Annotated in this window: 19 protein-coding genes; 11 read left to right on the top strand and 8 right to left on the bottom strand. The window is 71.1% G+C overall.

All coding sequences use genetic code 11. The features are described 5' to 3' along the window. Window positions 1-358: 358 nt before the first annotated feature. On the bottom strand, window positions 359-1,411 hold the full coding sequence (locus ACZ7LU_RS33275) for a hydroxyacid dehydrogenase (RefSeq protein WP_471918836.1): 1,053 nt from the start codon (window positions 1,409-1,411) through the stop codon (window positions 359-361). 299 nt (window positions 1,412-1,710) lie between these two features. On the opposite strand from ACZ7LU_RS33275, the gene ACZ7LU_RS33270 reads away from it, so the two are divergent. The 4 genes from ACZ7LU_RS33270 to ACZ7LU_RS33255 all read left to right on the top strand — a co-directional run bounded on the left by ACZ7LU_RS33270 (window position 1,711) and on the right by ACZ7LU_RS33255 (window position 6,342). Continuing rightward, window positions 1,711-2,565, top strand: a complete 855-nt coding sequence (locus ACZ7LU_RS33270; protein ID WP_468556710.1) for an ABC transporter permease — start codon at window positions 1,711-1,713, stop codon at window positions 2,563-2,565. 29 nt (window positions 2,566-2,594) lie between these two features. Next, window positions 2,595-3,458 (top strand): carbohydrate ABC transporter permease, encoded by an 864-nt coding sequence (locus ACZ7LU_RS33265; RefSeq protein ID WP_468083946.1) that lies wholly within the window; start codon window positions 2,595-2,597, stop codon window positions 3,456-3,458. A gap of 57 nt (window positions 3,459-3,515) precedes the next feature. Then, on the top strand, window positions 3,516-5,153 hold the full coding sequence (locus ACZ7LU_RS33260; protein ID WP_471918835.1) for an extracellular solute-binding protein: 1,638 nt from the start codon (window positions 3,516-3,518) through the stop codon (window positions 5,151-5,153). A gap of 124 nt (window positions 5,154-5,277) precedes the next feature. After that, window positions 5,278-6,342: a LacI family DNA-binding transcriptional regulator gene (locus ACZ7LU_RS33255; protein ID WP_468083423.1), complete on the top strand. Its 1,065-nt coding sequence runs from the start codon at window positions 5,278-5,280 to the stop codon at window positions 6,340-6,342. Between the two features lie 179 nt (window positions 6,343-6,521). Here ACZ7LU_RS33255 and ACZ7LU_RS33250 read toward each other — a convergent pair whose 3' ends face one another. The 3 genes from ACZ7LU_RS33250 to ACZ7LU_RS33240 are packed head-to-tail and all read right to left on the bottom strand — an operon-like array spanning window position 6,522 to window position 9,559. Then, complete coding sequence (locus ACZ7LU_RS33250) at window positions 6,522-7,319, bottom strand: alpha/beta fold hydrolase (RefSeq protein ID WP_468083422.1); 798 nt, start codon at window positions 7,317-7,319, stop codon at window positions 6,522-6,524. Between the two features lie 4 nt (window positions 7,320-7,323). Continuing rightward, a complete protein-coding gene (locus ACZ7LU_RS33245) occupies window positions 7,324-8,049 on the bottom strand; it encodes a DUF998 domain-containing protein (RefSeq protein WP_468083420.1) in 726 nt (241 codons plus the stop codon). 43 nt (window positions 8,050-8,092) lie between these two features. Continuing rightward, window positions 8,093-9,559 (bottom strand): APC family permease, encoded by a 1,467-nt coding sequence (locus tag ACZ7LU_RS33240; protein WP_468083419.1) that lies wholly within the window; start codon window positions 9,557-9,559, stop codon window positions 8,093-8,095. A gap of 70 nt (window positions 9,560-9,629) precedes the next feature. Here ACZ7LU_RS33240 and ACZ7LU_RS33235 point away from each other — a divergent pair, with 70 nt between their 5' ends. The 4 genes from ACZ7LU_RS33235 (at window position 9,630) to ACZ7LU_RS33220 (ending at window position 14,812) form a co-directional block, all read left to right on the top strand. Next, window positions 9,630-10,160: a hypothetical protein gene (locus ACZ7LU_RS33235; RefSeq protein ID WP_471918834.1), complete on the top strand. Its 531-nt coding sequence runs from the start codon at window positions 9,630-9,632 to the stop codon at window positions 10,158-10,160. Between the two features lie 136 nt (window positions 10,161-10,296). Next, entirely contained in the window at window positions 10,297-12,000 is a 1,704-nt protein-coding gene (locus ACZ7LU_RS33230; protein WP_471918833.1) for a multicopper oxidase family protein, read from the top strand. Window positions 12,001-12,138: 138 nt separating this feature from the next. Continuing rightward, window positions 12,139-12,966 (top strand): DUF4190 domain-containing protein, encoded by an 828-nt coding sequence (locus ACZ7LU_RS33225; RefSeq protein WP_471918832.1) that lies wholly within the window; start codon window positions 12,139-12,141, stop codon window positions 12,964-12,966. Window positions 12,967-13,051: 85 nt separating this feature from the next. Then, a complete protein-coding gene (locus tag ACZ7LU_RS33220; RefSeq protein WP_471918831.1) occupies window positions 13,052-14,812 on the top strand; it encodes an NAD+ synthase in 1,761 nt (586 codons plus the stop codon). Between the two features lie 127 nt (window positions 14,813-14,939). Here the strand turns inward: ACZ7LU_RS33220 and ACZ7LU_RS33215 are convergent, their stop codons facing one another. The 4 genes from ACZ7LU_RS33215 to ACZ7LU_RS33200 all read right to left on the bottom strand — a co-directional run bounded on the left by ACZ7LU_RS33215 (window position 14,940) and on the right by ACZ7LU_RS33200 (window position 19,915). Further along, a complete protein-coding gene (locus tag ACZ7LU_RS33215) occupies window positions 14,940-16,154 on the bottom strand; it encodes an MFS transporter (protein ID WP_471918830.1) in 1,215 nt (404 codons plus the stop codon). 188 nt (window positions 16,155-16,342) lie between these two features. After that, on the bottom strand, window positions 16,343-17,374 hold the full coding sequence (locus ACZ7LU_RS33210; protein ID WP_398297091.1) for an endonuclease/exonuclease/phosphatase family protein: 1,032 nt from the start codon (window positions 17,372-17,374) through the stop codon (window positions 16,343-16,345). Between the two features lie 208 nt (window positions 17,375-17,582). Beyond that, window positions 17,583-18,191, bottom strand: a complete 609-nt coding sequence (locus ACZ7LU_RS33205; protein ID WP_471918854.1) for a TetR/AcrR family transcriptional regulator — start codon at window positions 18,189-18,191, stop codon at window positions 17,583-17,585. Window positions 18,192-18,316: 125 nt separating this feature from the next. Next, window positions 18,317-19,915, bottom strand: coding sequence for an MFS transporter (locus ACZ7LU_RS33200; RefSeq protein ID WP_471918829.1), 1,599 nt, complete (start codon window positions 19,913-19,915; stop codon window positions 18,317-18,319). Window positions 19,916-20,279: 364 nt separating this feature from the next. Between ACZ7LU_RS33200 and panB the strand changes: the two genes are divergently transcribed. The 3 genes from panB (at window position 20,280) to ACZ7LU_RS33185 (ending at window position 23,881) form a co-directional block, all read left to right on the top strand. Beyond that, on the top strand, window positions 20,280-21,161 hold the full coding sequence (gene panB, locus ACZ7LU_RS33195; protein ID WP_398297095.1) for a 3-methyl-2-oxobutanoate hydroxymethyltransferase: 882 nt from the start codon (window positions 20,280-20,282) through the stop codon (window positions 21,159-21,161). Window positions 21,162-22,034: 873 nt separating this feature from the next. Further along, window positions 22,035-23,057, top strand: a complete 1,023-nt coding sequence (locus tag ACZ7LU_RS33190) for an ATP-binding cassette domain-containing protein (RefSeq protein ID WP_471918828.1) — start codon at window positions 22,035-22,037, stop codon at window positions 23,055-23,057. After that, window positions 23,054-23,881, top strand: a complete 828-nt coding sequence (locus ACZ7LU_RS33185) for an ABC transporter permease (protein ID WP_398297099.1) — start codon at window positions 23,054-23,056, stop codon at window positions 23,879-23,881. The genes ACZ7LU_RS33190 and ACZ7LU_RS33185 overlap by 4 nt, the downstream gene beginning before the upstream one ends. Window positions 23,882-23,911 lie beyond the last annotated feature (30 nt).

Here is a 23,911-nt window from a genome sequence, read left to right as displayed (position 1 = left end):
CCGCCCCTGCCCCCACGGAATGGAGCAGGGCAAACCCACCCGCCCGCCCCAACCCCCCCCCAGGACGCCACGGGCCAGACCCGCCCTCCCGCCCCTACTCCCGCAGGACACCACGGGCCAGACCCACCTACCCGCCCCTACTCCCGCTGGACGCCACGGGGCAGACCCACCCACCCGCCCCTACTCCCGCTGGACGCCACGGGGCAGACCCACCCACCCGCCCCTACTCCCGCTGGACGCCACGGGGCAAACGGGTGGGTGGGTGGGAGCATCCGCCGCGGAGCGGCGGGCTTGGGGCTCCTACCCCGGCGGGACAGCGCAGGGGGAGACGGGAGGTGCTCGAGGCCCAGGGGCCAGGTCAGGCCAGGCGGGCCAGGTCCTCCCGCACGAGGACCCCCCGGAGCCGCGCTCCGGCGACGTAACGTTCGACCTCGGAGACCGCGTACTCCCCGAGCCTCCGCACCTCACTCCCCTGCGCCCCCGCGACATGCGGGGTCACCAGCACGTTGGGCAGCCGCAGGAGCACGTGGTCCGCCGGCAACGGCTCAGGATCCGTGACGTCGAGGAACGCGTCCAGGCGCCCCGCCCCGCACTCCCGCGCCAGCGCCTCCGTGTCGACCAGTGACCCCCGCGCCGTGTTGATGACGACCCCGCCGTCCGGGATGCGCTTCAGCATGTCGGCGTTCAGGAGGCCCCGGGTCTCCGGGAGTTGCGGCGCGTGGACCGTGACGATGCTGCTGCGCTCGCACAGGGCGGGCAGGTCCACCAGCTCGGCGCCCAGTTCCGCCGCCTCGGCGCGGCTCACGTAGGGATCCGTGAGCAGGACGCGGAAGCCCGCGTCGGACCCCCGCAGCGCCGCGATCACCCGGCGGCCGATGCGGGACGCGCCGATGACGCCGATGGTGCGTGCGTCCGCCCCGGTGCGGTCGGTGAAGGGCGGCCACCCGGACGCGTACCCCGCCGCGGCCGACAGCACCCCCTTCGCCGCGAATGTGATCGCTGCGAGCGTGAAGGCCACCACCGGGTCCGCGTTGGCGTCCGCCGCCGAGGAGACGACGATGCCGCGGTCCCATACGGCCTCCGTCACCATCGGCTTGACGGAGCCGGCCGCGTGCACGACGGCGCGCAGGGCGGGTGCGGAGGCCAGGATCTCCGGGGTCAGGGGCGGGCAGCCCCAGCCCGTGACCAGCACTTCCGCCACAGAAAGGACGGTCGCCGCCTCCGGTGTGGTGAGGGGCCCGGAGAGGAGCGGCGGGACCAACTGCACGCTGCGGGTGAGTCGTTCGCGTAGATCCGGTGTGAACACGCGCTCCGCGACCTCGGCGCCCATGGCCAGCGCCGCGATGGGCGGACCGTCGCCGTTCCGTTCCCGCCGATCCGCCCGACCCGCCCGCTCTGCCTGATCTGCCACGCGTGACCGTCCCTCGTAGTAACCGGTTACCAACCAGTGCCTGGAGGCTAGGACCAACTCGGGAGAGTGGTCAAGAGACAGCGAGACAAGGGGGGTTGACCGGGCGATGTAACCGCTTTAGATTCCGGGCACCTTATTCCGACGACGGAGGGGTTGCCGTGCCGACGGTGACGAAGGACCGGGCGGAAACCGGGGCGGTGAAGCCGCCCGGCAGGCGCGATACCGGGTCAGATGGCAAGAAATCGGTACGCGATACGGCGTGGAAGCGGTTTCAGCGCACGCGCTTCCTCGTGCTGCTCATGGCGCCCGGGCTCGCGTACTTCCTGGTCTTCCACTACGGCGCCTTCGTCGCCAACGCGGTGGCCTTCAAGGAGTACGTCCCCTTCGACGGCCTCTGGGCCAGCCCGTGGGTGGGCACGGAGAACTTCTCACGGATGTTCGGTGATCCGGACTTCTGGCACGCGACGTGGAACACCCTGTTCATCGCCGTGCTGCAGCTGGTCTTCTTCTTCCCCGCGCCGCTCGCCCTCGCGCTGCTCCTGCACAGCCTGACCTCGGACCTGCTGCGTCGTTTCACGCAGTCCGTGATCTATCTGCCGCACTTCCTGTCGTGGGTCGTCGTCGTGGCGCTCTTCCAGCAAGTGCTCAGCGACACGGGCCTGTTGAACACGTTCCTGAGCGACTCGGGGCTGCACACCGTCGACATCATCGGCAACCCGGACGCGTACAAGGCGCTCGTCGTCGTGGAGGTGATCTGGAAGGACGCGGGGTGGGGGACCATCATCTTCCTCGCCGCGCTGATGCAGGTCGACGAGCAGTTGTACGAGGCGTCCGCCATCGACGGGGCCGGGCCCTGGCGGCGCTTCTGGCACGTCACGCTGCCCAGCATCCGGCCCATCATCATCCTGCTGCTGATCATGCGGCTCGGCGACATCCTCTCGGTCGGCTTCGAGCAGATGCTGCTGCAGCGGCAGTCGGTCGGCCCGGAGGTCGGCGAGGTGCTCGACACGTTCGTCTTCTGGCAGGGAATCGTCGGCGGCGACACCGGATACGCGGCGGCCGCGGGCCTGTTCAAGGGCGTCGTCGGCGCGGCGCTCGTCTTCACCGCCAACCGGATCGCCCACCGGCTCGGCGAGCAGGGGGTCTACAAGTGAGTACAGGACACGCCACCAGGCCCGCCTGGATGGAGAAGCCCCGCTTCGCCACCAAGGCCGCCAAGGCCGTCGCGGTCGCGGTCGTTCTCGCACTCGTGCTCGTGCCGTTCCTCGTCATCGTCTCGACCTCGCTCGCCTCCAACCGGGAGGTCGTGGAGAACGGCGGCTGGGTGCTGTGGCCGAGCGATCCGACGCTGCGCGCCTACCGGACCATCCTCGACGGCGGCATCGTCACCAAGGCGCTCGGCGTGAGCGTCGGCCTCACGGTCGTGGGCACGCTCTTCTCGCTCGCGTGCACCACCTTCCTCGCGTACGCCCTGGCCCGCCCCGGTGTCTTCGGCGGCAAGCCGGTGCTGCTGCTCATCCTGTTCACGTTCCTCTTCCCGCCCGGCATGATCCCCGCCTTCCTGCTGGTCAAGGGCATGGGGATGATGGACACGTATGCCGCGCTGATCGCCCCCGTGCTGATCAACGTCTTCAATCTGATCGTGCTGCGCGGCTTCTTCCAGGGGATACCGGAGGAGTTGTACGAGGCCGCACGGCTCGACGGCGCCGGGGACTGGCACATCCTGTGGCGGATCGTGCTCCCGCTGTCCAAGGCGGCCCTCGCCGTGGTCTCCCTCTTCTACGCCGTGAGCTATTGGAACGCCTGGTTCCATGCCTCCATCTACATGGAGTCCGGCCACTGGCCGCTGTCGCAGGTGCTGCGTACGTACGTCATCGGCGGCTCCCAGATCGCCGACACCGGGCTGAGCGAGGCCGGCCAGGTCTCCGCCCCGCAGACGACGCAGATGGCCGTCCTGGTGATCGCCACCGTGCCGATCCTGCTCGTCTATCCCTTCCTGCAGAAGTACTTCACCAAGGGCGTGCTCACCGGCGCCATCAAGAGCTGATACCTCGCCCCGTTGCCAACTCGTCCAGAAGGGCCCATCCACGTGTCCGGTTCCTCGATGTCGCGGCGTACCGTGCTCCGCTCCATAGCCGTCGGCGGCGCCGCCCTGGCCGCCCCGTCCGTCCTCACCGCCTGCTCGACCGGCTCCGACGGCGGCGGCAACGTCGCCAACGCGGGCAAGAAGGCGGCGCCCTGGCCGACGTACACGCCGGCGAAGGGCCCCACCCCCGATCTCGCGCCGACCGCCGAGGGCGTCCAGCCCGGGTACACGAAGTACCCCCAGAAGCTGGTGCGGGCGACGAGTGAGAAGCCGGGCACCGGCAAGCAGAAGATCAAGGTCATGACCATCACCTACGGCACCCCGCCGAAGCCGGTCGGCCGCAACGAGTACTGGCAGGCCGTCAACGAAGCCCTGGGCGTCGAGGTCGAGTTCACCGTCGTGCCGGACGCGGACTTCCGCGCCAAGATGTCCACCCTCATGTCCGGCGACGACCTGCCCGACATGATCAACTTCGGGGGCGGGTACGTCCTGCCGCGCGAGTCGCAGTTCGTGAAGTCGCGGTGCGCCGACCTGAGCGAGCACCTGTCGGGCGACGCGGTCAAGGACTACCCCAACCTCGCCAACATCCCCACGTACGCCTGGGAGGGCATGGGCCGCATCGCCGGACGCATCTACGGACTGCCGATCGAACGCGCCAAGGTGCACGGCGCGATGTTCATCAACCGCGAGGCGTTCGACCGGGCCGGGTACCAGCCGGGGATGTCCGCGCCCGACTTCCGGGCGATGGCGAAGGAGGCCTCACAGGGCAGGAAGTACGCCCTCGGCGCGTCCACGGTGGGCTTCTTCGGCTACATGTACCACGCGATGTGGCACGGCGCGCCGAACCAGTGGCAGATCAAGGACGGCAAGGTCACCGACATGTACGGGACCGACGCGTTCAAGGCCGCCCTCGAACACATGGCCGGGATGCGCAAGGCGGGCTCGTACAACCCGGACGCCACGTCGATCTCCCAGGTCGACCTGAAGACCCAGTTCTACAACGGCACCGTCCGCTCGATGACCGACGGCTGGGGCGCCGTCATCTCCAACGCCCAGGGCATCAAGGACGAGTTCACCCTCGACGTCGCCGAGCCCTACACGGTCGACGGCGCCACACCCGTCTACCAGCAGAACCGCGGCTGTTTCGGCTACACCGTCATCAAGAAGGCCTCCAAGGAGCGGGTGCGGCTGATGCTGCGGGTGCTCGACTGGCTGGCCTCGCCGTTCGGCTCGAAGGAGTACGAGCTGATGCACTACGGAGTGGAGGGCACCCACTTCGAGTACAACAAGGACGGCGATCCGGTCGCCACCGAGCTCGGCCTGATCGACTCCAGGACCAACCTGCCCTTCCCCTACCTCATGGACGCCCCGCAGCCCCTGTACTTCCCCGGCTTCCCCGACCTCACCGAGCGGCTGCACGCCTGGGAGAAGAAGGTCGTCCCGCTCCTCGTGCCCGACGACCACTGGGGCCTCATGTCGGACACGTACAACCGGCAGGGCGCCTCCATGCAGCAGATCATCGAGGACGGCGTGACGGCGATCGTCTCCGGCCGCAAGAAGCTCTCCGACTGGGACGGCGTCTACGCCAAGTGGCGCTCACAGGGCGGCAAGCGGGCCGCCGAGGAATTCCTCAAGGAGTACGAGGCCGCGCACTGACCCGGCGGCGGGGCGCGGGATGATGGGTCCGGGGGCGGGGCGCCGGCGAGTGGCAACTCGGCCCCGGGCCCGGCGGGTTCGCCGCCGGACGGCGGTCGGCCGATGGCCAGGAGAGGGAGACACAGTGGGTGAGCGGGTCACCATCCGCGAGGTGGCCGCGCGTGCGGGCGTCTCGGTGGCGACGGTCTCGCGGGTGCTCGCGGGCAACTACCCGACGTCCACGGCGTCGCGCGCCAAGGTGCTGCGCGCGGTCAAGGACCTCGACTACGTCGCCAACGCGCACGCGCGCGCGTTGGCGGGCGCGGGCCGCAAGACGATCGCGGTGCTCATGTACGACGTGGTCGGGGCGTTCTACGCGCAGGTCGCGCAGGGCGTGGAGGTGGAGGCCGCCCAGCGGGGCCGCCTCACCCTCGTCGCGTCCACGGGCAGCGACCCGGCGCGTGAGCTGGCCCTGGTCCAGATGATGCGGGAACAGGCCGCCGAGGCCGTGATGCTGGTCGGCGGGGCCGTCCAGGACGACGAGTACCGGCAGCGGATGGCGCGGTACGCCGAGGCGCTCGCGGCGGCGGGCTCCCGGCTCGTCCTGTGCGGGCGGCCGGCGCCGACGCCCGACATGCCCGCGCTGGTCGTCGAGTACGACAACGAAGCGGGCGCCCACGCGGTGACCAGCCACCTCCTGGGCGCCGGGCACCGGCGGATCGCGCTGCTCGGCTACGAGCCGGGCAACACGACCGGCGAGGACCGGCTCGCCGGCTTCCTCCGGGCGCTCGCGGACCACGGGGTGCCGCGCGAGGAGGCCGTCCTCCACGGCATCGGCTTCGGGCAGAACCACGGCTATCGGGCGATGCGGGAGCTGCTCGACGCGTCGGGCGGCAAGCCCGACTTCACGGCGGTCTTCGCGGGCGACGACCGGGCCGCGGCGGCGGCGATCATCGCGCTGCGGGAGTACGGGTTGCGGGTGCCGGAGGACATGTCGGTGGTCGGCTACAACGACGACCCGGTGGCCGGTGACATCACTCCCGGCCTGACCACCGTGCACATCCCCGCGGAGGAAATGGGCCGCACGGCGGTCCGCCGCGCCCTCTCCGGCTCTCCGGCCTCGGGCCAGGAACGGCATGTTCTCGGTACGCATATTGTGATTCGGGACAGTGTGCGGGGGGTGCGGGGGCGCAGTTCTTCGCGTGCCTGAGGGGGCGGGTGTTGTGTTGTCGGGTGCGGGCCGTCGTGACTTTTCGCGCAGTTCCCCGCGCCCCTGAACAGCCCGTCTGTCGGCTGCGGGTTGGTTGTGGTTGCTCGCGCCGTTCCCCGCGCCCCTGAGGCATCACGCCTGGCCGTCGTCCGCCCGGTCGGCGTCTACGTAGGGGGCGGTTATGGCGTTGTCGTCAGGATGGCCCTTGTCAGGGCCGTCGGGTGGTCGTGCATGATCATGTGGCCCGATGGGTGCGCCACCCGTAAAGTCGCGTCCAGGTTGCGGGACAGGGCGCGTTGGCGGTTCAGCCATCGGCGCGGGCCTCTCTTGTACGCGGCGAGCACGGTGACCGGGAGACCGGCCGGCAGGGGCGCCCCGCGCCGGAGGGCGGCCAGTTCACGTGCCTCGTCGGCGTACGTCGCGTACTCCATGAGCGTCGCCCGCCACACACGGCTGCTCCCGTACAGGCGGGCCCAAGGAGTGGGCGCCGCCAGGTGTCGCAGTGCGGGGCCCGTCGCCCGGGGCAGGCCCGCCGCGCACAGCAGCGTCCCGCACGCGCGCGTGGCCGTCACCCGGAGCCCGCGCGGCAGCAGGGCGCGCGGCCGCTCCTCGACGCTGGAGTCGACCAGGACGAGTCCCTCCGTACGTTCTGGGTAGAGCCGCGCGAACGCCTCCGCGTGGAATCCGGCGAGGGAGTGGCCGACCACCGTGACCCGTGCCGCGCCGAGCCGTACCGCGTCGAGGACGCACCGGATGCGGTCCGCCTCGCCCCGCAACGTGGGTGCCACGCGCGCGTGGCCGCTGAGGCCCAGGCCGGGGCGGTCGAAGCGGACGACGGTGCGGTGCGGGGCCAGCAGCGGCACCACCGGATCCCAGTCGAACCAGCCGAGGCCGAGCCCGGCACTGAGCACGCACGCCGGCCCGCTCCCCGTCACCTCGACGTGGTGCGGGACTCCCCCGACGCGTACGAAGGTCACGTGGTCATTCCTGCCCTGCCTCCGAAGGCGGAACCTTCGCGTCCCTCGACACCGACCACGCGAGCGTCACCAGCCACACCGCGATCAACAACACCTGGAGGCGCTGGCCGATCCCGAGCCCCCACGTCCCCCGCCCGGCCTCGAACGCGGCGACGGATGCCAGCGTCCAGCCGGTAGCGGCCAGTTCGAGGGCGACGAGGACGGGTCCGGTGCGCGCGAGCGTCGGCCACGTACCGGCACGACGGCGCGCGGCGACCGTGAGCAGCACCATGGCGACCAGCGCTCCGGTGACCGCCAGGCTGCTGCTGACCGCGTGTGCGGAGTGCGTCCAGGGGACGGTGCCCGCCCGCTCGCGCGCGGCACAGCCCGCGTCGGCGGTCGCCGCGCAGTTCAGCGGGAGACGGGAGTCGGCCGCCGTGGCCGCCCCGAACAGCGCGAGCCCCGCCCAGCCCGCCGTGGTCCACCACCCGCGGAGCGGCAGCCGTGCCAGGGCGAGCGCCGCGCCCGCGAGGACGAGGAGGCCCGCGAGGAAGTCCGCGGTGCGGAAGAACGTCCCGTACGGCTGGTCCTCGGCGGCGAGTTCACTGACGTACGTCGTGCGTGGCGAGAGGCCGGTCGGCAGGAAGGCCTCGGCCGACCATGTGCTGTACGCGAGGGCGGCGGCCAGCAGGAGCCCCACGAGGACACGTGCGGCGGCGGGCCGGGCGAGGCGGACGGGACGTGCGTCCATGGGGGCGGTTGCCGTCGTGGCGGAGGGCACCGGTGCGCACACGCTATTTCTGCGCATGGGCCGGCCGGTGCTCGGGGTGGATCCAGCTGGGTTTGCGGTACTTGAGGAAGGCCGCGGGCGCCAGGACGCCGAGCGCGAGGAGGCCGCCGCCGACGATCAGCAGGTAGCGCCACAGCGGGCCCTTGCCGAACTGGTCGGGCGGCACGAAGCCGATGGCCAGCGCGACGAGCGACGCGACGAAGCCGACGGACGCGACGAGCGTCACGGCGGGGACCACGAAGCCGCGCGGCACCTCCGGATGCGATTTCCGCAGCCGTACGACGGCCACGAACATCAGCAGATACGCGATGAGGTAGATCTGCACGGTGATGACCGAGAACATCCAGTAGGCACTGGAGACGTCGTCACTGAAGGCGTAGAGGACACCGATCAGCGTGGTGATCACGCCCTGCGCGACCATGATGTTCCGGGGGACGCCCGCTTTGTTGAACTTCTGCAGGACGGGCGGCAGATAGCCCTCCTGCCGGGCGAGCGTCACCAACCCCTTGGCGGGACCCGCGAGCCAGGTGAGCATGCCGCCGAGCGCGGCCATGACCAGCATGATCCCGACGACCTTGGTCAGCCAGCCGACGTGGAAGTGGTCGAAGAAGGCCTGGAAGGCCTGCATCAGGCCGGCGGTGAGGCTGAGCTGCCCCGACGGCATGACCCAGCTGATGGCCAGGGCCGGAAGGATGAAGATCAGCAGGACGAGGCCGGTGGCGAGGAAGATCGAGCGCGGGTACTCGGAGCGGGGGTGGCGCAACGACGACACGTGGACGCCGTTCATCTCCATGCCCGCGTAGGAGAGGAAGTTGTTGACGATGAGGACCAGGCTGGCCAGGCCGGTCCACGGAGGCAGCCAGTGGTCGGCGCTCATGGGCGCGGCGGACGGGTTGCCCTGCCCCAGGAAGACGACACCGAGCGCGACGAGGACGACACCGGGGACGAGGGTGCCGATGACGAGCCCCCAGGAGGACAGCCCGGCGACTGTCTTGGTCCCCCGGCACGTGACCCATACGCCGGTCCAGTAGATGACGACGATGACGATTGCTACGTAGAGGCCGTTTTCGGCGAGGCTCGGATGGACGACGTACGCGAACGTCGAGGCGACGTAGGCGAGCAGGCTCGGGTAGTACGCGATGGTCATGGCGAACTGGCACCAGACGGCGACGAACCCGAGCGGCTTGCCCAGGGCCTCGCTCACCCAGCGGTAGATGCCGCCGGACCACCCGGAGGCGAGCTCGGCGCCGACGAGGGCGGTGGGGAGCAGGAAGACGACGGCGGGCAGGAGGTAGAGGAAGACGGCGGCCAGTCCGTAGATGGCCATGGAGGGCGAGGGGCGCAGACTGGCCACGGACGCGGTGGTCATCAGGGCGAGCGTCAGCCAGGAGATGAACTGCCGCGGAATGGCCGGGTCCGGCTCCGGCAGGGTTCCCGCACCGGTCTGCTCCGGTTCGTCCTTTTTCGTCATGCGCTCATGATCGTCGGAGCGGCGGGGGCCCGCATGTCGCCGGATACCCGGCGGGGGTAGGGTGCGCCTCATGGCGAGGACGAGGAGCCGCACGGGGCACGGGCAGTGGCTGCTGCTCGCCGCGCTGCTCTTCGGGATCGTGACCATGCATACGTTGGGGCATCCTTCGGGGGGCTCCGGCGGGGGGCATGGGGGTGACCGGCATGGGGCTGACCGGTATGTGGCCGTCGGCGAGTCTCTGCGTCACGGGGACGTCATGAGCCCCGAGCGGCACGGGGACGGCATGAACTCCGAGCGGCACGGGGATGTCTGGAACTCCGAGCGTCACGGTGACCGTGGCATGCGCGTGGCCGTGCCTCCCGTGGCCGGCCCCGCTTCCGCCTCCGAACCGCACGACGGCGGGATGGCGATGGACCCGCTGTCCGTGTGCCTCGCGGTGCTGGGCGCCTTCACGCTCGCCCTGCTGGTGCGGGCAGGCCTGCTGCGGCCGGGCCCGCGCGTCGCCCATCTGCACGCTCCCGGGCGGCTCCTCCACACCCTGCGGCCCAATCCGCCGCCGCCCCGCATACTCCTCTCCCGTCTGTCGGTGCTGCGCATTTAGGCCTGCGCACCGGCTGCTTCGCGCTGCCCGCCGAACTCGTGGTGCTCCTGTGGGAACCCGCGGGGGTCGGGCGGTGTACCAGAAGCAGCAGATGCGCCCATCTGCACGCACCACCACGACGAGGTGTCACCCAGCCATGCGTAAAGAAGCTTCTCCGCACGTCCCGTCACAGCCCGCCCTCTCACAGCCGGTTCCCGCGCAACCCGTCCTCGCGCGGCCCGTTTCCTCACGCGTCGTTCCCCCACGCGCCGTTCCCTCGCGGCGCACCGTGCTCGGTGCCGCGGCCGCCGTCGCCGGGGCGGGAATCCTGACGGCCTGTTCGGACGCGGACCAGGGCGGTGGCCACAGCGGGCACGGCCCGGGCGGCGCGTCGGGGCCCGAGGGCTATGTGGATCCCGCGGGCAAGGAGGTCGCGGCCGCCGAGAAGAAGCGCGGCAGGGGCGGCCGGACCCGCGAGGTGAGGCTGACGGCGGTGGAGACCAGGCTCGACCTGGGCGGCCCCACGGTCAGGTCGTGGGCGTACGGGGACCGGCTCCCCGGCAAGGAGGTCCGGGTCACCGCGGGCGACACCCTCGCCCTCACCCTGGCCAACCACCTGCCGCAGGCCACCTCCCTGCACTGGCACGGCATCGCCCTGCGCAATGACATGGACGGCGTCCCCGGCCTCACCCAGCAGGACATCAAACCGGGAGCGGACTTCACCTACCGCTTCGCGGTGCCCCACCCGGGGACGTACTGGTTCCATCCGCACTCCGGCACCCAGCAGGACCGCGGGCTGTACGCACCCTTGATCGTCGAGGACCCGAAGGAGCCGCTGGAGTACGACAAGGAGTGGGTGATCGTCCTCGACGACTGGGTGGACGGAGTGGACGGCTCGACCCCGGACGGCGTGCTCGCCGAGCTGAGCAAGGGCATGGCCGACCACGACATGGGCGGCGAGGACTCCGGCGGCCACGGTGGGCACGGTGGGCCCGACATGCCGGGCACCCCCTCCGGTTCCTCCGGCCCCTCCCGCATGATGATGGGCGCCAAGAGCGACCTGCTGGGCGGCGACGCGGGCGACGTGGCCTACCCGCACTACCTCATCAATGGACGCACGGCCGCGGCGCCTTCACAGTTCCGCGCCCGCCCCGGCGACCGCATCCGCCTCCGCATCATCAACGCCGGCGGGGACACGGCCTTCCGCGTAGCCCTCGGCGGCCACGAGATGACGGTGACCCACACGGACGGCTTCCCGGTGCGGCACGCGAAGACGCAGGCGCTGCTCCTCGGCATGGGCGAGCGGTACGACGTGCTGGTCACCGCCAAGGACGGCGTCTTCCCGCTGACCGCCGTCGCCGAGGGCAAGAAGGCGGCGGCGCTCGCGGTGCTGCGCACGGGCGGCGGGGCCGCGCCGACCGCGTCGACCCGCCCCGACGAGCTGAAGGGCCGCCTCCTGACCGCCGCCGAGCTGAGGGCGCACGAGTCGGTCGCCCTGCCCTCCCGCAAGCCGGACCGCACGATCAGGCTCCAACTGACGGGCGGCATGGCCGCGTACGACTGGGCCTTCGACAAGAAGCCCTACTCCCCCGGCCGGCGCCACCCCGTCCGCGCCGGCGAGCGGGTCCGTCTGACCTTCGCCAACTCGACCTCGATGTGGCACCCCGTTCACCTGCACGGCCACACCTTCGCCCTGGCGAACACCCCGGGCGGCCCCCGCAAGGACACCGCGATCGTCCTGCCGAACAGCAGCCTGACGGTGGACTTCGAGGCGGACAACCCGGGCCTGTGGATGATCCACTGCCACAACGTGTACCACGCGGAGGCGGGAATGATGACGGTCCTCGGCTACCGAAGCTGACCGCCAACCACCACCTCGCAGCCCTCGCGGAAGAAAGGTAGGCACTCATCACCAGAAGCGGGATAATAACGGCATAACAGTCGGCAGGCATCCCAGGCCACAGGCCCATGCCACCCCTTCCGAAGGGGGCCGGTCCCCATGACCACCCCTGGCGTCCCGCAACCCGGCGCCCCGCAGCAGCCACCACCGCAGCAGATGCGCAACGGCCTCGGTACCGCGGCCTTAGTGCTCGGCATCATCGGCGTGCTGTGCGGGCTGGTGCCGCTGCTGTTCTGGGCGGCGGGCGTCCTTGCCGTCCTGGCGCTGGTCTTCGGTTTCGTCGGCATCGGCAGGGCCCGCAGAGGCCAGGCCACCAACCGGGGCATGGCGATCTGGGGCACCTCGCTCGGGGCGGTCGCCGCGGTCCTGGCGGTCGTCGGTCTCGTCATCAGCGTCTCGGTCTTCAACGACACGGTGGACGAGCTGGACGGGACCGGCGGCAAGAAGGAAGCGTCGACCGCGCCCGCCGAGCCGTCCGGCTCCGACCGGGAGCGGGAGACGGAGACGGAGGCGGAGGCGGGGGACGACTCCGGCGAGCTCGGGTTCGGCGAGACCTTCGCGTACGACGACGGCGTGAAGGTGACCGTCGCCGAACCCGCCCCCTACCAGCCGGGGCCGTACGCGGCGGGCCACACCCAGGGCCACAAGGCCCTGACCGTCAGGATCACCGTCGTCAACGGCTCGGATGAGACGGCCGATCTGGACCTGACCACGGTCACCTTCAAGGACGCCGACGGCGCCGAGGCGGACAAGATCTTCGACGGCGACCTGCCGAGGGAGCTCGCCGGCAAGCTGGCACCCGGCAAGCAGTCCGCCGCCACCTACGCCGTCAGCCTCCCGGCCGACGCCGCACACACGCTGGAGGTCCAGGTCGAACCCGGCTTCCTCCAGTACGACAACGCGACCTGGTCCGGAAGCATCCGGTGACGCGAGGGGACACCCCTCGCACCCGCCCCGGCGAGGCACCGAGCCCAGCAAGGCATCGCGTCGCTCTGACGATTACACTGATTCCGTGCCTCAACTACGCCTCGCTCTGAATCAGATCGACTCGACCGTCGGCGATCTCGCCGGGAACGCCGAGGCGATCGTCCACTGGACCCGGCACTCCGCCGAGCAGGGGGCGCATCTCGTCGCGTTCCCCGAGATGGTGCTGACCGGCTATCCCGTCGAGGACCTCGCGCTGCGTTCGTCCTTCGTCCAGGCCTCCCGGGCGGCGCTCCGCGCGCTCGCGGTGCGGCTGCGGGACGAGGGGTTCGGAGAGCTGCCGGTCGTCGTCGGCTATCTCGACCGCACCGAGGAGGCCAAGCCGAAGTTCGGCCAGCCCGCGGGCGCCCCGCGCAACGCGGGCGCGGTGCTGTACCGCGGCGAGTGCGTCCTGACGTACTCCAAGCACCACCTGCCCAACTACGGCGTCTTCGACGAGTTCCGGTACTTCGTGCCGGGCGAGACGCTGCCGGTCGTGCGGGTGCACGGCGTCGATGTCGCGCTCGCCATCTGCGAGGACCTCTGGCAGGACGGCGGCCGTGTGCCGGCGACGCGCAGCGCGGGGGCCGGGCTGCTGCTCTCCATCAACGCGTCGCCGTACGAGCAGAACAAGGACGACCAGCGCCTCGAACTCGTGCGCAAGCGCGCGCAGGAGGCCGGCTGCACCACCGCGTACCTCGCGATGATCGGCGGGCAGGACGAGCTGGTGTTCGACGGTGACTCGATCGTCGTCGACAAGGACGGCGAAGTCATCGCCCGGGCCCCGCAGTTCTCCGAGGGCTGTGTCGTCCTCGACCTCGACCTGCCGGCCGCCGCGCCCGTGCCGCCGTCCGGCGTCGTCGACGACGGGCTGCGCATCGAGCACGTCACGCTCTCCGAGGAGCCCCTCCCTGCGTACGAGGTCGAGCTCACCGGCGGGTATGCCGAGCGGCTCGACGACGACGAGGAGGTGTACTCGGCGCTCGTCGTGGGGCTGCGCGCGTACGCCGCGAAGAACGGTTTCAGCAGCGTCCTGATCGGCCTCTCCGGCGGCATCGACTCGGCGCTCACCGCCGCCATCGCCTGCGACGCGCTGGGCGCGCAGAACGTGTACGGCGTCGCCATGCCGTCCCGGTACTCCTCCGACCACTCCATCGGTGACGCGGAGGAGCTGGCGCGGCGCACCGGGCTCAACTTCCGCACCGTGCCGATCGCCCCGATGTTCGACGCGTACATGGGTTCGCTGGGGCTCACCGGGCTCGCCGAGGAGAACCTCCAGTCGCGGCTGCGCGGCACGATGCTGATGGCGCTCTCCAACCAGGAGGGGCACATCGTGCTCGCGCCGGGCAACAAGTCCGAGCTGGCGGTCGGGTACTCCACGCTGTACGGCGACTCCGTGGGGGCGTACGGCCCGATCAAGGACGTCTACAAGACGGCGATCTTCCGGCTCGCGGAGTGGCGCAACCGCGCCGCGCGGGAGCGGGGGCAGACGCCGCCGATCCCGGAGAACTCCATCACCAAGCCGCCGAGCGCCGAGCTCCGCCCCGACCAGGTCGACACGGACTCGCTGCCCGACTACCCGGTCCTGGACGCGATCCTGGAGCTCTACGTCGACCGGGACCAGGGCGCCGACGCGATCGTGGCCGCCGGGTTCGACCGGGAGCTGGTCGTCAAGACGCTGCGGATGGTGGACACCGCCGAGTACAAGCGGCGGCAGTACCCGCCAGGCACGAAGATCTCCGCGAAGGGCTTCGGCAAGGACCGCCGCCTGCCGATCACCAACCGCTGGCGCGAGTCCTCCGCGGGCTGACCGGCCACTCCGGGCGCGGGACGCCCGGCGCGCCCCACGTGATCTGCCCCTGTCGCCACACGGCGACAGGGACAGATCGGCTCAGGGACAGATCAGCTCAGGACCAGCCCAGCGGGTGGTGTCCGGCTCAGTGGCGGGCCGGCTCCCTGGTCGGGGTGCCGGTCGCCACGACCCGTTCCGTGCCCGTCACGGGCCCCCTGCGGAGGTCCACCACGTACGCCACGCCGGCCACCGCCAGGCCGAGCACGGCGAGGACCGCGCCCGTCACGGCCGGGGAGGTCACGCCGAAGCCCGCCGCGAGGGCGAGGCCGCCGATCCAGGCGCCGCCCGCGTTGGCGAGGTTGAACGCGCCCTGGTTGGCGGAGGAGGCCAGGGACGGGGCCGCCGCGGCCTTCTCCATGACCATGAGCTGCAGCGGCGAACCCGTCGTGAACGCCGCCATGCCGAGCAGGACGACGCCGACCGCCGCGCTCCATCCGGCGCTCATGAGCAGCGGGAAGAGCGCGAGGACGACGGCCAGCGCCGTGAGTCCGCCGAAGAGCGTGCCGCGCAGGGAGTGGTCCGCGAGGCGGCCGCCCAGCAGGTTGCCCGCCGTCGCGCCCACGCCGAACAGCGCGAGGAGCAGCGTGACGCTGGACTCCGCGTAACCGGCCGCGTCCGTCAGCATCGGCGTGATGTAGCTGTACGCCGCGAAGAGCGCCCCGAAGCCGGCGACGGTCGTGCCGAGCGCCAGCCACACCGGAAGGCTGCGCAGCGCGCGGAGCTCGCCGCGCAGTCCCGCCGCGTCGCCGTGGCCGTGGTCGGCCGGGACCAGGAGGGCGAGCGAGGCGATGGCCGCGAGCCCGATCGCGCTCACCGCGAGGAACGTGGCGCGCCAGCCGAGCTGCTGCCCCATCGCCGTGGCCACCGGTACGCCGACGATGTTGGCGACGGTCAGGCCGAGGAACATCAGGGAGACCGAGCGGGCCTTGCGCTCGGGGGCGACGAGCCCGGTGGCGACGACCGCGCCGACCCCGAAGAACGCGCCGTGCGGCAGCCCGCTGAGGAAGCGGGCGGCCATCAGGAGGTGGTAGTCGGGGGCCGCCGCCGACAGCGCGTTGCCGACCACGAAGAGCACCATCAGGCCGATCAGGACGCGGCGGCGCGGCAGCTTCGCGGTGACGGCGGCGAGGAGCGGGGCGCCGATGACGACGCCGAGCGCGTACGCGGAGACGAGGTGTCCCGCGGTGGGTATGGACAGGTGCAGGTCGTCGGCGACGTTGGGCAGCAGGCCCATCATCACGAACTCGGTGGTGCCGATGCCGAAGGCGCCCACGGCGAGGGCGAGCAGGGCCAGGGGCATGAAGAAGTACCTTCCAACGGAAGCGGGGGTGGGGGCGGGGGGGCTGCTTCACTGAGAGCGTCGAGGGCGCGGAGAGCGCCGGGGACCAACGCAGAGTGAACCCATAAGTTTACGTACGGAACAAACCCGCGCCCGCCCAGTATTCCGTGCGCTCACATCCGCACGGTCACACCCGCACCACGCGCACGTTACGAGGAGAGGTCGACCCGCGCCGCGATCGGCAGGTGGTCGCTGCCCGTCTCCGGCAGCGTCCAGGAGGCGACCGGCTCGACGCCCTTGACCATGATCTGGTCGATGCGGGCCATCGGGAACGACGCGGGCCAGCTGAAGCCGAAGCCGTCGCCCGCCGCGCCCTGCGTGGAGCGCATCTGGGAGGTGACCGCGTTCAGGGCGCGGTCGTTCATCGTGCCGTTGAGGTCGCCGAGCAGGACGACCTTGCCGAGCTTCTCGTCGGCGATGGCCTCGCCGAGCGCGTCGGCGCTGTTGTCGCGCTGGTTGGCGGTGAAGCCCGCGTCGAGCTTCACGCGGACCGAGGGCAGGTGCGCGACGTAGACGCCGACGTCACCCTTGGGGGTGTTGACCGTCGCCCGCATCGCCCGGACCCAGCCCAGCTTGATGTCCACGGGCCTGGCGTCGGTCAGCGGGTACTTGCTCCACAGCCCGACGGTGCCCTTCACCGAGTGGTACTTGTACTCCCCCGCCAGCGCCTTCTCGTACGTGGGGACGGCGTCCGCGGTGAGCTCCTCCAGCGCGATGACGTCGGCGCCGGAGGAGGCGACGTCCTGGGCGGTGCCGGTCGGGTCGGGGTTGTCCGCGTTCACGTTGTGCGTGGCGACGGTCAGGTCGCCGCCGGTGCCGCCCGACTTGCCGGTGATCAGGCCGCCGAACGAGTTGATCCAGATGATCAGGGGCAGCAGCAGGGCGATCAGCGCGGTGGCGGACTTGCGGACCACCGCGATGACGAGCAGCACCGGGATGAAGACGCCGAGCCAGGGCAGGAAGGTCTCGGTCAGGCTGCCGAGGTTGCCCACGTTGTTGGGGATCTGCGCGTGGAAGAGCATCACCAGGGCGATCAGGACCGCGGCGCCCGCCGTGACGAGCCCGCGCCGCCAGATGCCCGGGTCGCCCCGCCAGCCGTCGAGCAGGCGGCGGAGCCGGGACCCCGGACGCTCGGGCCCCGAGCCGCCGCTGCCCGTCTCCGTCATATACGCCTGCGCCATGCTGTCGTCGCCTCACTGCCTGCCGTGCACACCGTCTGTCCCGCCCCCCTGAAACCCTAGGGGATGAACCGGTGTCGTCCCTGCCGTCCACGACGGCCGTACAGGCACCATGACGTCCGGGGCGGCGCGAGGGGTTCCTGATCTGCGGAGGAGAGCGCCCTCTGTGACGAAATGCGCACAACCCCGACGGCGGATCCGGTGAGCCGTGTCACCGCGCGGGCCGCAGCCCCTCCAGGACGCTGTCGACGATCCGCTCCGCGAGGTCGTCGTCGAGCGGCGCGCCCGGCCGCAGGATCGTGCGGAGCAGCATGGGGCCCACGAAGAGGTCGTTGGCCAGCTCCACGTCGGCGTCCGCGCGCAGTTCGCCGTCGGCGACGCCGCGCCGCAGCACCTCGACGATCATGCGGCGGCGGGGCGCGACGACCGTCTCCTGGTACGCCTCCGCCAGCTTGGGCAGGGCCTTCATCTGGGCGAAGACGTTGTGCAGGAGGGCCGAGGAGCGCATGGTCAGGCCGCGGCGGCGCAGGCTCTCCAGGATGCGGACGAGGTCGTCGCGCATCGAGGTGCCGGGCAGCGGGAGGTCCGGTTCCTCGAAGGCGCGCAGGACGTCGACGAAGAGGGCCTCCTTGCCGTCCCAGCGCCGGTAGATGGTGGCCTTGCCGACCCCGGCCGTGCGGGCGATCCGCTCGATGGACAGCTCGGTGAGCGAGACGCCCTCCTCCAGGAGCCGCACCACGCCCTCGATGATCGCCTGCTCCACGGCCTCGCTCCTGGGCCGCCCCCGGCCGCTCCTGACGAGGGGCGGCTCCTTCGCCACGTCACCCTCGTCCGCGACCCGCACGCCCTGGTGGACCACGTCGTCTCTCCCTCTCTCCGCGCATATCCGCGCTCTCCCGCTCTCCGCGCACCGGATGCCCGCCCGGCCGCCGGGCCGATTCTGCCTCAGCGGCCGGGGGCACCCACCGGTTCGTCCGCCTTCTCGGCCGGGCCGGGCTCCGCGGGCGTACGGCCCGGCAGGAAGAGGAAGACGATCAGCGCGCCGAGCACGGCGACGCCCGCGCCCCACACCGCCGTGACGTGCATGGCGTGCAGGAAGGAGTCGTTGGCGGCGGTGATCAGGGGTTCGCCCTTGGGGCCGAGCCTCGCCGCGACGCCGAGGGTCGCCTCGATGGACTCGCCTGCGGTGTGCCGGGCCCCTTCGGGCAGCACGGTCAGCTGGTCCTCGACCCCGTTCCGGTACGCCGTGGAGAGCACGGAGCCGAGAACCGCGATGCCGAGGGCGCCGCCGACCTGCCGGAAGGTGTTGCTGAGCGCGGACGCGGAGCCTGCCTTCTCGCGCGGCAGGGCCTGCATGATCACGACGCTGGTCGGCGTCATGATGTGCGCCATGCCGGTGCCCATCAGGAAGAAGACGACTTCCAGGAGCCAGATGGGCGTGTCGGCGTCGAAGAGGGTGAAGGCGGTCAGGGTCACGGCCACCAGGAGCAGTCCGCCGGTGCAGACGGCGCGCACGCCGAAACGGTCGACGACGAGTCGGGCCCGGGGCGCGAAGACGAGCTGGGCCAGGGCCAGCGGCAGCATCAGCAGGCCGGTCTGGAGCGGCGAATAGCCTCGCACGCTCTGGGTGTAGAACACCGAGAAGAAGGTCACGCCCATCAGCGCGAAGAAGACGAGCGCGATGGCGCAGATCGCCGCGGAGAACACCCGGTTCTTGAAGTACGTGATGTCGACGGACGGGTGGTCGCTGCGCTTCTCGTGCAGCACGAAGGCGACGAGGACGGCGAGGCCCGCGCCGGCCGTGCCGAGGACGGCCGGGTCGGTGAAGTCGGCCAGCTGGCCGCCCTTGATGATGCCGTAGACGAGCAGCACCAGACCGACGACGGAGAGCGCGACGCCGAAGAGGTCGATCCGGCCGGGCCTCGGGTCGCGGGAGTCGGGCACCAGCCACACCATCAGGGCCAGGGCGACGATCACGATCGGTACGTTGACGAGGAAGACGGAGCCCCACCAGAAGTGGTCGAGCAGCACGCCGCCGGTGATGGGCCCGATGGCGATGGCGAGGCCGACGCCGCCCGCCCAGATGCCGATGGCCTTGGGCTGTTCCTCGCGCTCGAAGACGTTCATCAGGACGGCCAGGGTGGCCGGCATCACGAACGCCGCGCCGAGGCCCATCACCGCGCGGAACGCGATGAGCTGCACGGGCGATCCGGACGCGGCGGCGAGCGCCGACCCGAGCCCGAAGACGACGAGGCCGCCCAGCAGGACCTTCTTGCGGCCGAGCCGGTCGCCGAGCAGGCCCGCCGTGAAGAGGAGACCCGCGAAGACGAGCGTATAGGCGTTGATGGCCCATTCCAGCTCGCTCTGGGTGGCGCCGAGGCCGGTCGGGGCGGGGGTGGAGATGGTCTTGATGGCGACGTTCAGGATCGAGTTGTCGAGCACGACGATCAGCAGGCTGAGCATCAGCACCGCGAGGATCGCCCAGCGGCGCCGGTGGACGGCTTCCGGTATGCGGGGCGGGGTGGGCATGGCAGGGGAGGACATGCCCACCACCGTAAAGCTAATTCGATACGAGACCGTCTCGTATTGGAAAGGTTTGCCGAACACGAGGGCGTGCCTTTACCGAAAGGCCTCCCCGCGCTGTCGAAGGGGCTCCTCACCATCGACTGGTTCCCTTGCCGCCGAATGGTTCCCTTGAGCCGAAAGGTTTCCTTGCTGCCGAAAGGTTCCCTTGTTACTGAAAGGGTCCCTTGTTACTGAAAGGGTCCCTTGTTGCTGAAAGGGTCCCTTGCTACCGAAACCGCTCCTCCTGAACTCGCACTAGCCCCGGGGCCGCACGTGGTGCCACCATGGAGGTGATCCGGGGACGCCGTCAGGGCGCCTCGAGATGACAGAAGGAGCCGTTGCGATGACGCAGCTTTCGGCTGCCCAGAAGAGCGCCGACGCCCCCAAGAGCCCCGACAGCAGCAAGGCGCTGTACGGCGGCAAGGGCACCCGGCGCATCACCGTGCGCGACATCACCGCCGCCAAGGAGCGCGGCGAGAAGTGGCCCATGCTCACCGCCTACGACGCGATGACCGCGTCCGTCTTCGACGAGGCGGGCATCCCCGTCATGCTCGTCGGCGACTCGGCGGGCAACTGCCACCTGGGGTACGAGACGACCGTGCCCGTCACCCTCGACGAGATGACCATGCTGTCGGCCGCGGTCGTACGGGGCACTTCGCGCGCCCTGATCGTCGGCGACCTGCCGTTCGGCTCGTACCAGGAAGGCGCCGTCCAGGCGCTCCGGTCGGCGACGCGCCTCGTGAAGGAGGCGGGCGTCGGCGCGGTGAAGCTGGAGGGCGGTGAACGCTCCCTCGCCCAGACCGAGCTGCTCGTCCAGTCCGGCATCCCCGTCATGTCGCACCTCGGCCTGACCCCGCAGTCCGTGAACACCATGGGCTACCGGGTGCAGGGCCGCGGCGACGAGGCCGCCCACCGGCTCCTCCACGACGCCAAGGCCGCGCAGGACGCGGGCGCGTTCGCGGTCGTCCTTGAGCTGGTCCCCGCGGAGCTCGCCGCCGAGGTCACCCGCTCCCTGCACATCCCGACCGTCGGGATCGGCGCGGGCTCCGAGTGCGACGCGCAGGTCCTGGTCTGGACGGACATGATGGGCCTGACCGGCGGAAAGATGCCGCGCTTCGTCAAGCAGTACGCGGAGTTGCGGAACGTCATGGCCGGGGCGGCGAAGGCGTTCGCGGAGGACGTGGTGGGCGGGGCGTTCCCGGCGCCGGAGCACGCGGTCCACTGAGACCGTGGCGGCGAGCGGTCCCCCTGCCGCCCGCAGGAGCCCACCGCGGCACCACGGCAGCCCGTCGGCCTTCCCCCGACGACGGGCTGCCGCTCCTCGCCCCATACGGGGCCCTCCCGTCCCGCCGCTTCGCGGCGGAGCACCCCTGAGCGGGTACTGCTCGCGTCGCAGGCTGCCGGCTCGGGGCACCCCTGTCCCGCCGCTTCGCGGCGGATCATCGCCGACCGGGTGCTGCTCGCCTCGCAGGCTGCCGCCTCGGGGCGCCCTCCTGTCCCGCCGCTTCGCGGCGGATCATCCCACCCACCCACCCGTTTGCCCCGCGAGTCAAGGCGCAGGTAGGGGCCCCTACAGTCCCGGTCGGTTCGGGGTGCACGGGTGGGTGGGTGGGAAACATCCGCCGCGAAGCGGCGGGACGGGGAGACCCGCACCGGAGAGACGGGTGATGGGTGGACGGGCGGGATGCTCGCCGCGAAGCGGCGGGACAGGGAGACCCGCACCGGAGAGACGGGTGATGGGTGGACGGGCGGGATGCTCGCCGCGAAGCGGCGGGGGAAGGTCTCCCCCCACCGGACCGGAAGCAGTGGGACGGCGGTGGGACATCCGCCGTGAAGCAGCGGGACAGGGTCGGCCCCACCGGCACCGTACCCAGGCGGTGGGACAGGAACGGCCCGCCCCGAGCCGCCGCCGGCAAGAGGGCGCCAACCAGCCCTCCCCCCCCCCCAGTCCCGCCACGGGTGGCCGCACCCCCGGAAACCCCGCCCACGCCCCCGGCACGGGTGACCCCACCCCGGCACCCCCCGCCCCGCCCCCGGCGAGCCCCCTCTGTCGGTGGGATGTCGGTCGTTTGTCGGTGGGGTCTGACACCTTGTGGGCATGACGCGAATCGACATGAACCCCGGCGGCGCAGGGAGCGCGGTCACCGTAAGGGGACTGGTCAAGCACTACGGCGAGACCAAAGCTCTGGACGGCGTGGACCTCGACGTGCGCGAGGGCACCGTCCTCGGCGTGCTCGGGCCCAACGGCGCAGGCAAGACCACCCTCGTCCGCTGCCTCTCGACCCTGATCACCCCGGACGCGGGCACCGCCCTCGTCGCCGGGTACGACGTGGTGCGCCAGCCTCGCCAGCTGCGCCGCGTGATAGGCCTCACCGGCCAGTACGCGTCGGTGGACGAGAAGCTGTCCGGCCGGGAGAACCTGTACATGATCGGGCGGCTGCTCGACCTGTCCCGCAAGGAGTCCAGGTCCCGGGCCGACGGCCTGCTGGAGCGGTTCTCGCTCACCCAGGCCGCCAAGCGCCCGGCGAACACGTACTCGGGCGGTATGCGCCGCCGCCTCGACCTCGCCGCGTCGATGATCGGCAGCCCGGCCGTCCTCTATCTGGACGAGCCGACGACCGGTCTCGACCCCCGCACGAGGAACGAGGTGTGGGCCGAGGTCAAGCGCATGGTGGGCGACGGCGTGACCGTGCTGCTCACCACCCAGTACATGGAGGAGGCCGAGCAGCTGGCCTCCGAGCTGACGGTCATCGACCGCGGCAAGGTCATCGCCAACGGCGGCATCGAGGAGCTGAAGGCGAAGGTCGGCGGCCGCACCCTGCGCGTCCGCCCGGCCGACCCCCTGGAGCTGCGCCCGCTGGCGAACGCCCTGGACGACCTCGGTCTGACCGGCCTCGCCACCTCGACGGTCGACGTCGAGACCGGCACGGTCCTCGTGCCGATCCTCAGCGACGAGCAGCTGACCGCCGTGGTCGGCGCGGTCACCGCGCGCGGCATCACGATCGGCTCGATAGCCACCGAACTGCCCAGCCTGGACGAGGTGTTCCTGTCCATCACCGGCCAGAAGGCCAGTGCCCCGCAGGACGCCCGCCCCGCGGAACTCGAGGAGGTCGCCGTATGAGCGCCACCACACTCACGGCCCCCCTCAAGACGGGGGAGGCGGACGCCCGCATCGGTCTGCGCGGCCATGTCCGCCACACCAGCGCCCTGGTCCGCCGCAATCTGCTGTGGATCCGGCAGGACCCGGAGTCGATGTTCGACGCGGTCCTGATGCCGATCGTCTTCACGCTCCTCTTCGTGTACGTGTTCGGCGGCTCCATCGGGCAGGCGCTCGGCGGCGGCCAGGACCAGTACGTGCAGTATGTGGTCCCCGGCATGATGGCGATGATGAGCATGAACATCGCCATGGCCGTCGGCACGGGCTTCAACCAGGACTTCCAGAACGGCATCATGGACCGCTTCCGGACCCTGCCGATCGGTCAGGGCTCGGTTCTCTTCGCCAAGATCGTGGTGGAGCTGATGCGGCTGCTCATCGCGACGACGATCATGATGATCGTCGGTGTCCTGGTGGGCTTCGACATCACGAACTGGCTCGGTCTGTTCGCCGCCGTGGGCCTCTCCGCCCTGTTCGGCACGTCGATCATGTGGATCTTCCTGGTCCTCGGCGTCTCCATGAAGAGCGCCCAGTCCGTGCAGGCGATGGGCTTCCTGGTCCTGATGCCGCTGCAGTTCGGCTCGTCGATCTTCGCGCCGACGAAGTCGATGCCGGGCTGGCTGCAGGGTTTCACCGACTACAACCCGCTGTCCTCGCTCGCGGACTCCGCGCGCGGCCTGATGGTCGGCGGCCCCGTCGCGCACGACGTGTGGGTGACGGTCGGCTGGTCGGTGGCGCTCACTCTGGTGATGGCGCCGATCGCGATCCACAAGTTCCGCACGAAGAACTGATCACCGGGTCACCGTTCACGGTTCACGGTT

Source organism: Streptomyces sp. NPDC039462 (genome assembly GCF_055639375.1).
This window is presented reverse-complemented; position numbering and strand designations above follow the sequence as displayed.

Excerpts from the sequence above, each read along its gene's own strand:
- ACZ7LU_RS33270 (WP_468556710.1), top strand. The coding sequence starts at position 1,711 with ATGGCGCCCGGGCTCGCGTACTTCCTGGTCTTCCACTACGGCGCCTTC.
- ACZ7LU_RS33265 (WP_468083946.1), top strand. The coding sequence starts at position 2,595 with ATGGAGAAGCCCCGCTTCGCCACCAAGGCCGCCAAGGCCGTCGCGGTC.
- ACZ7LU_RS33260 (WP_471918835.1), top strand. The coding sequence starts at position 3,516 with ATGTCGCGGCGTACCGTGCTCCGCTCCATAGCCGTCGGCGGCGCCGCC.
- ACZ7LU_RS33245 (WP_468083420.1), bottom strand. The coding sequence starts at position 8,049 with ATGGACGCACGTCCCGTCCGCCTCGCCCGGCCCGCCGCCGCACGTGTC.
- ACZ7LU_RS33240 (WP_468083419.1), bottom strand. The coding sequence starts at position 9,559 with ATGACGAAAAAGGACGAACCGGAGCAGACCGGTGCGGGAACCCTGCCG.
- ACZ7LU_RS33235 (WP_471918834.1), top strand. The coding sequence starts at position 9,630 with ATGGCGAGGACGAGGAGCCGCACGGGGCACGGGCAGTGGCTGCTGCTC.
- ACZ7LU_RS33230 (WP_471918833.1), top strand. The coding sequence starts at position 10,297 with ATGCGTAAAGAAGCTTCTCCGCACGTCCCGTCACAGCCCGCCCTCTCA.
- ACZ7LU_RS33225 (WP_471918832.1), top strand. The coding sequence starts at position 12,139 with ATGACCACCCCTGGCGTCCCGCAACCCGGCGCCCCGCAGCAGCCACCA.
- ACZ7LU_RS33215 (WP_471918830.1), bottom strand. The coding sequence starts at position 16,154 with ATGCCCCTGGCCCTGCTCGCCCTCGCCGTGGGCGCCTTCGGCATCGGC.
- ACZ7LU_RS33210 (WP_398297091.1), bottom strand. The coding sequence starts at position 17,374 with ATGGCGCAGGCGTATATGACGGAGACGGGCAGCGGCGGCTCGGGGCCC.
- ACZ7LU_RS33200 (WP_471918829.1), bottom strand. The coding sequence starts at position 19,915 with ATGTCCTCCCCTGCCATGCCCACCCCGCCCCGCATACCGGAAGCCGTC.
- panB (WP_398297095.1), top strand. The coding sequence starts at position 20,280 with ATGACGCAGCTTTCGGCTGCCCAGAAGAGCGCCGACGCCCCCAAGAGC.
- ACZ7LU_RS33190 (WP_471918828.1), top strand. The coding sequence starts at position 22,035 with ATGACGCGAATCGACATGAACCCCGGCGGCGCAGGGAGCGCGGTCACC.
- ACZ7LU_RS33185 (WP_398297099.1), top strand. The coding sequence starts at position 23,054 with ATGAGCGCCACCACACTCACGGCCCCCCTCAAGACGGGGGAGGCGGAC.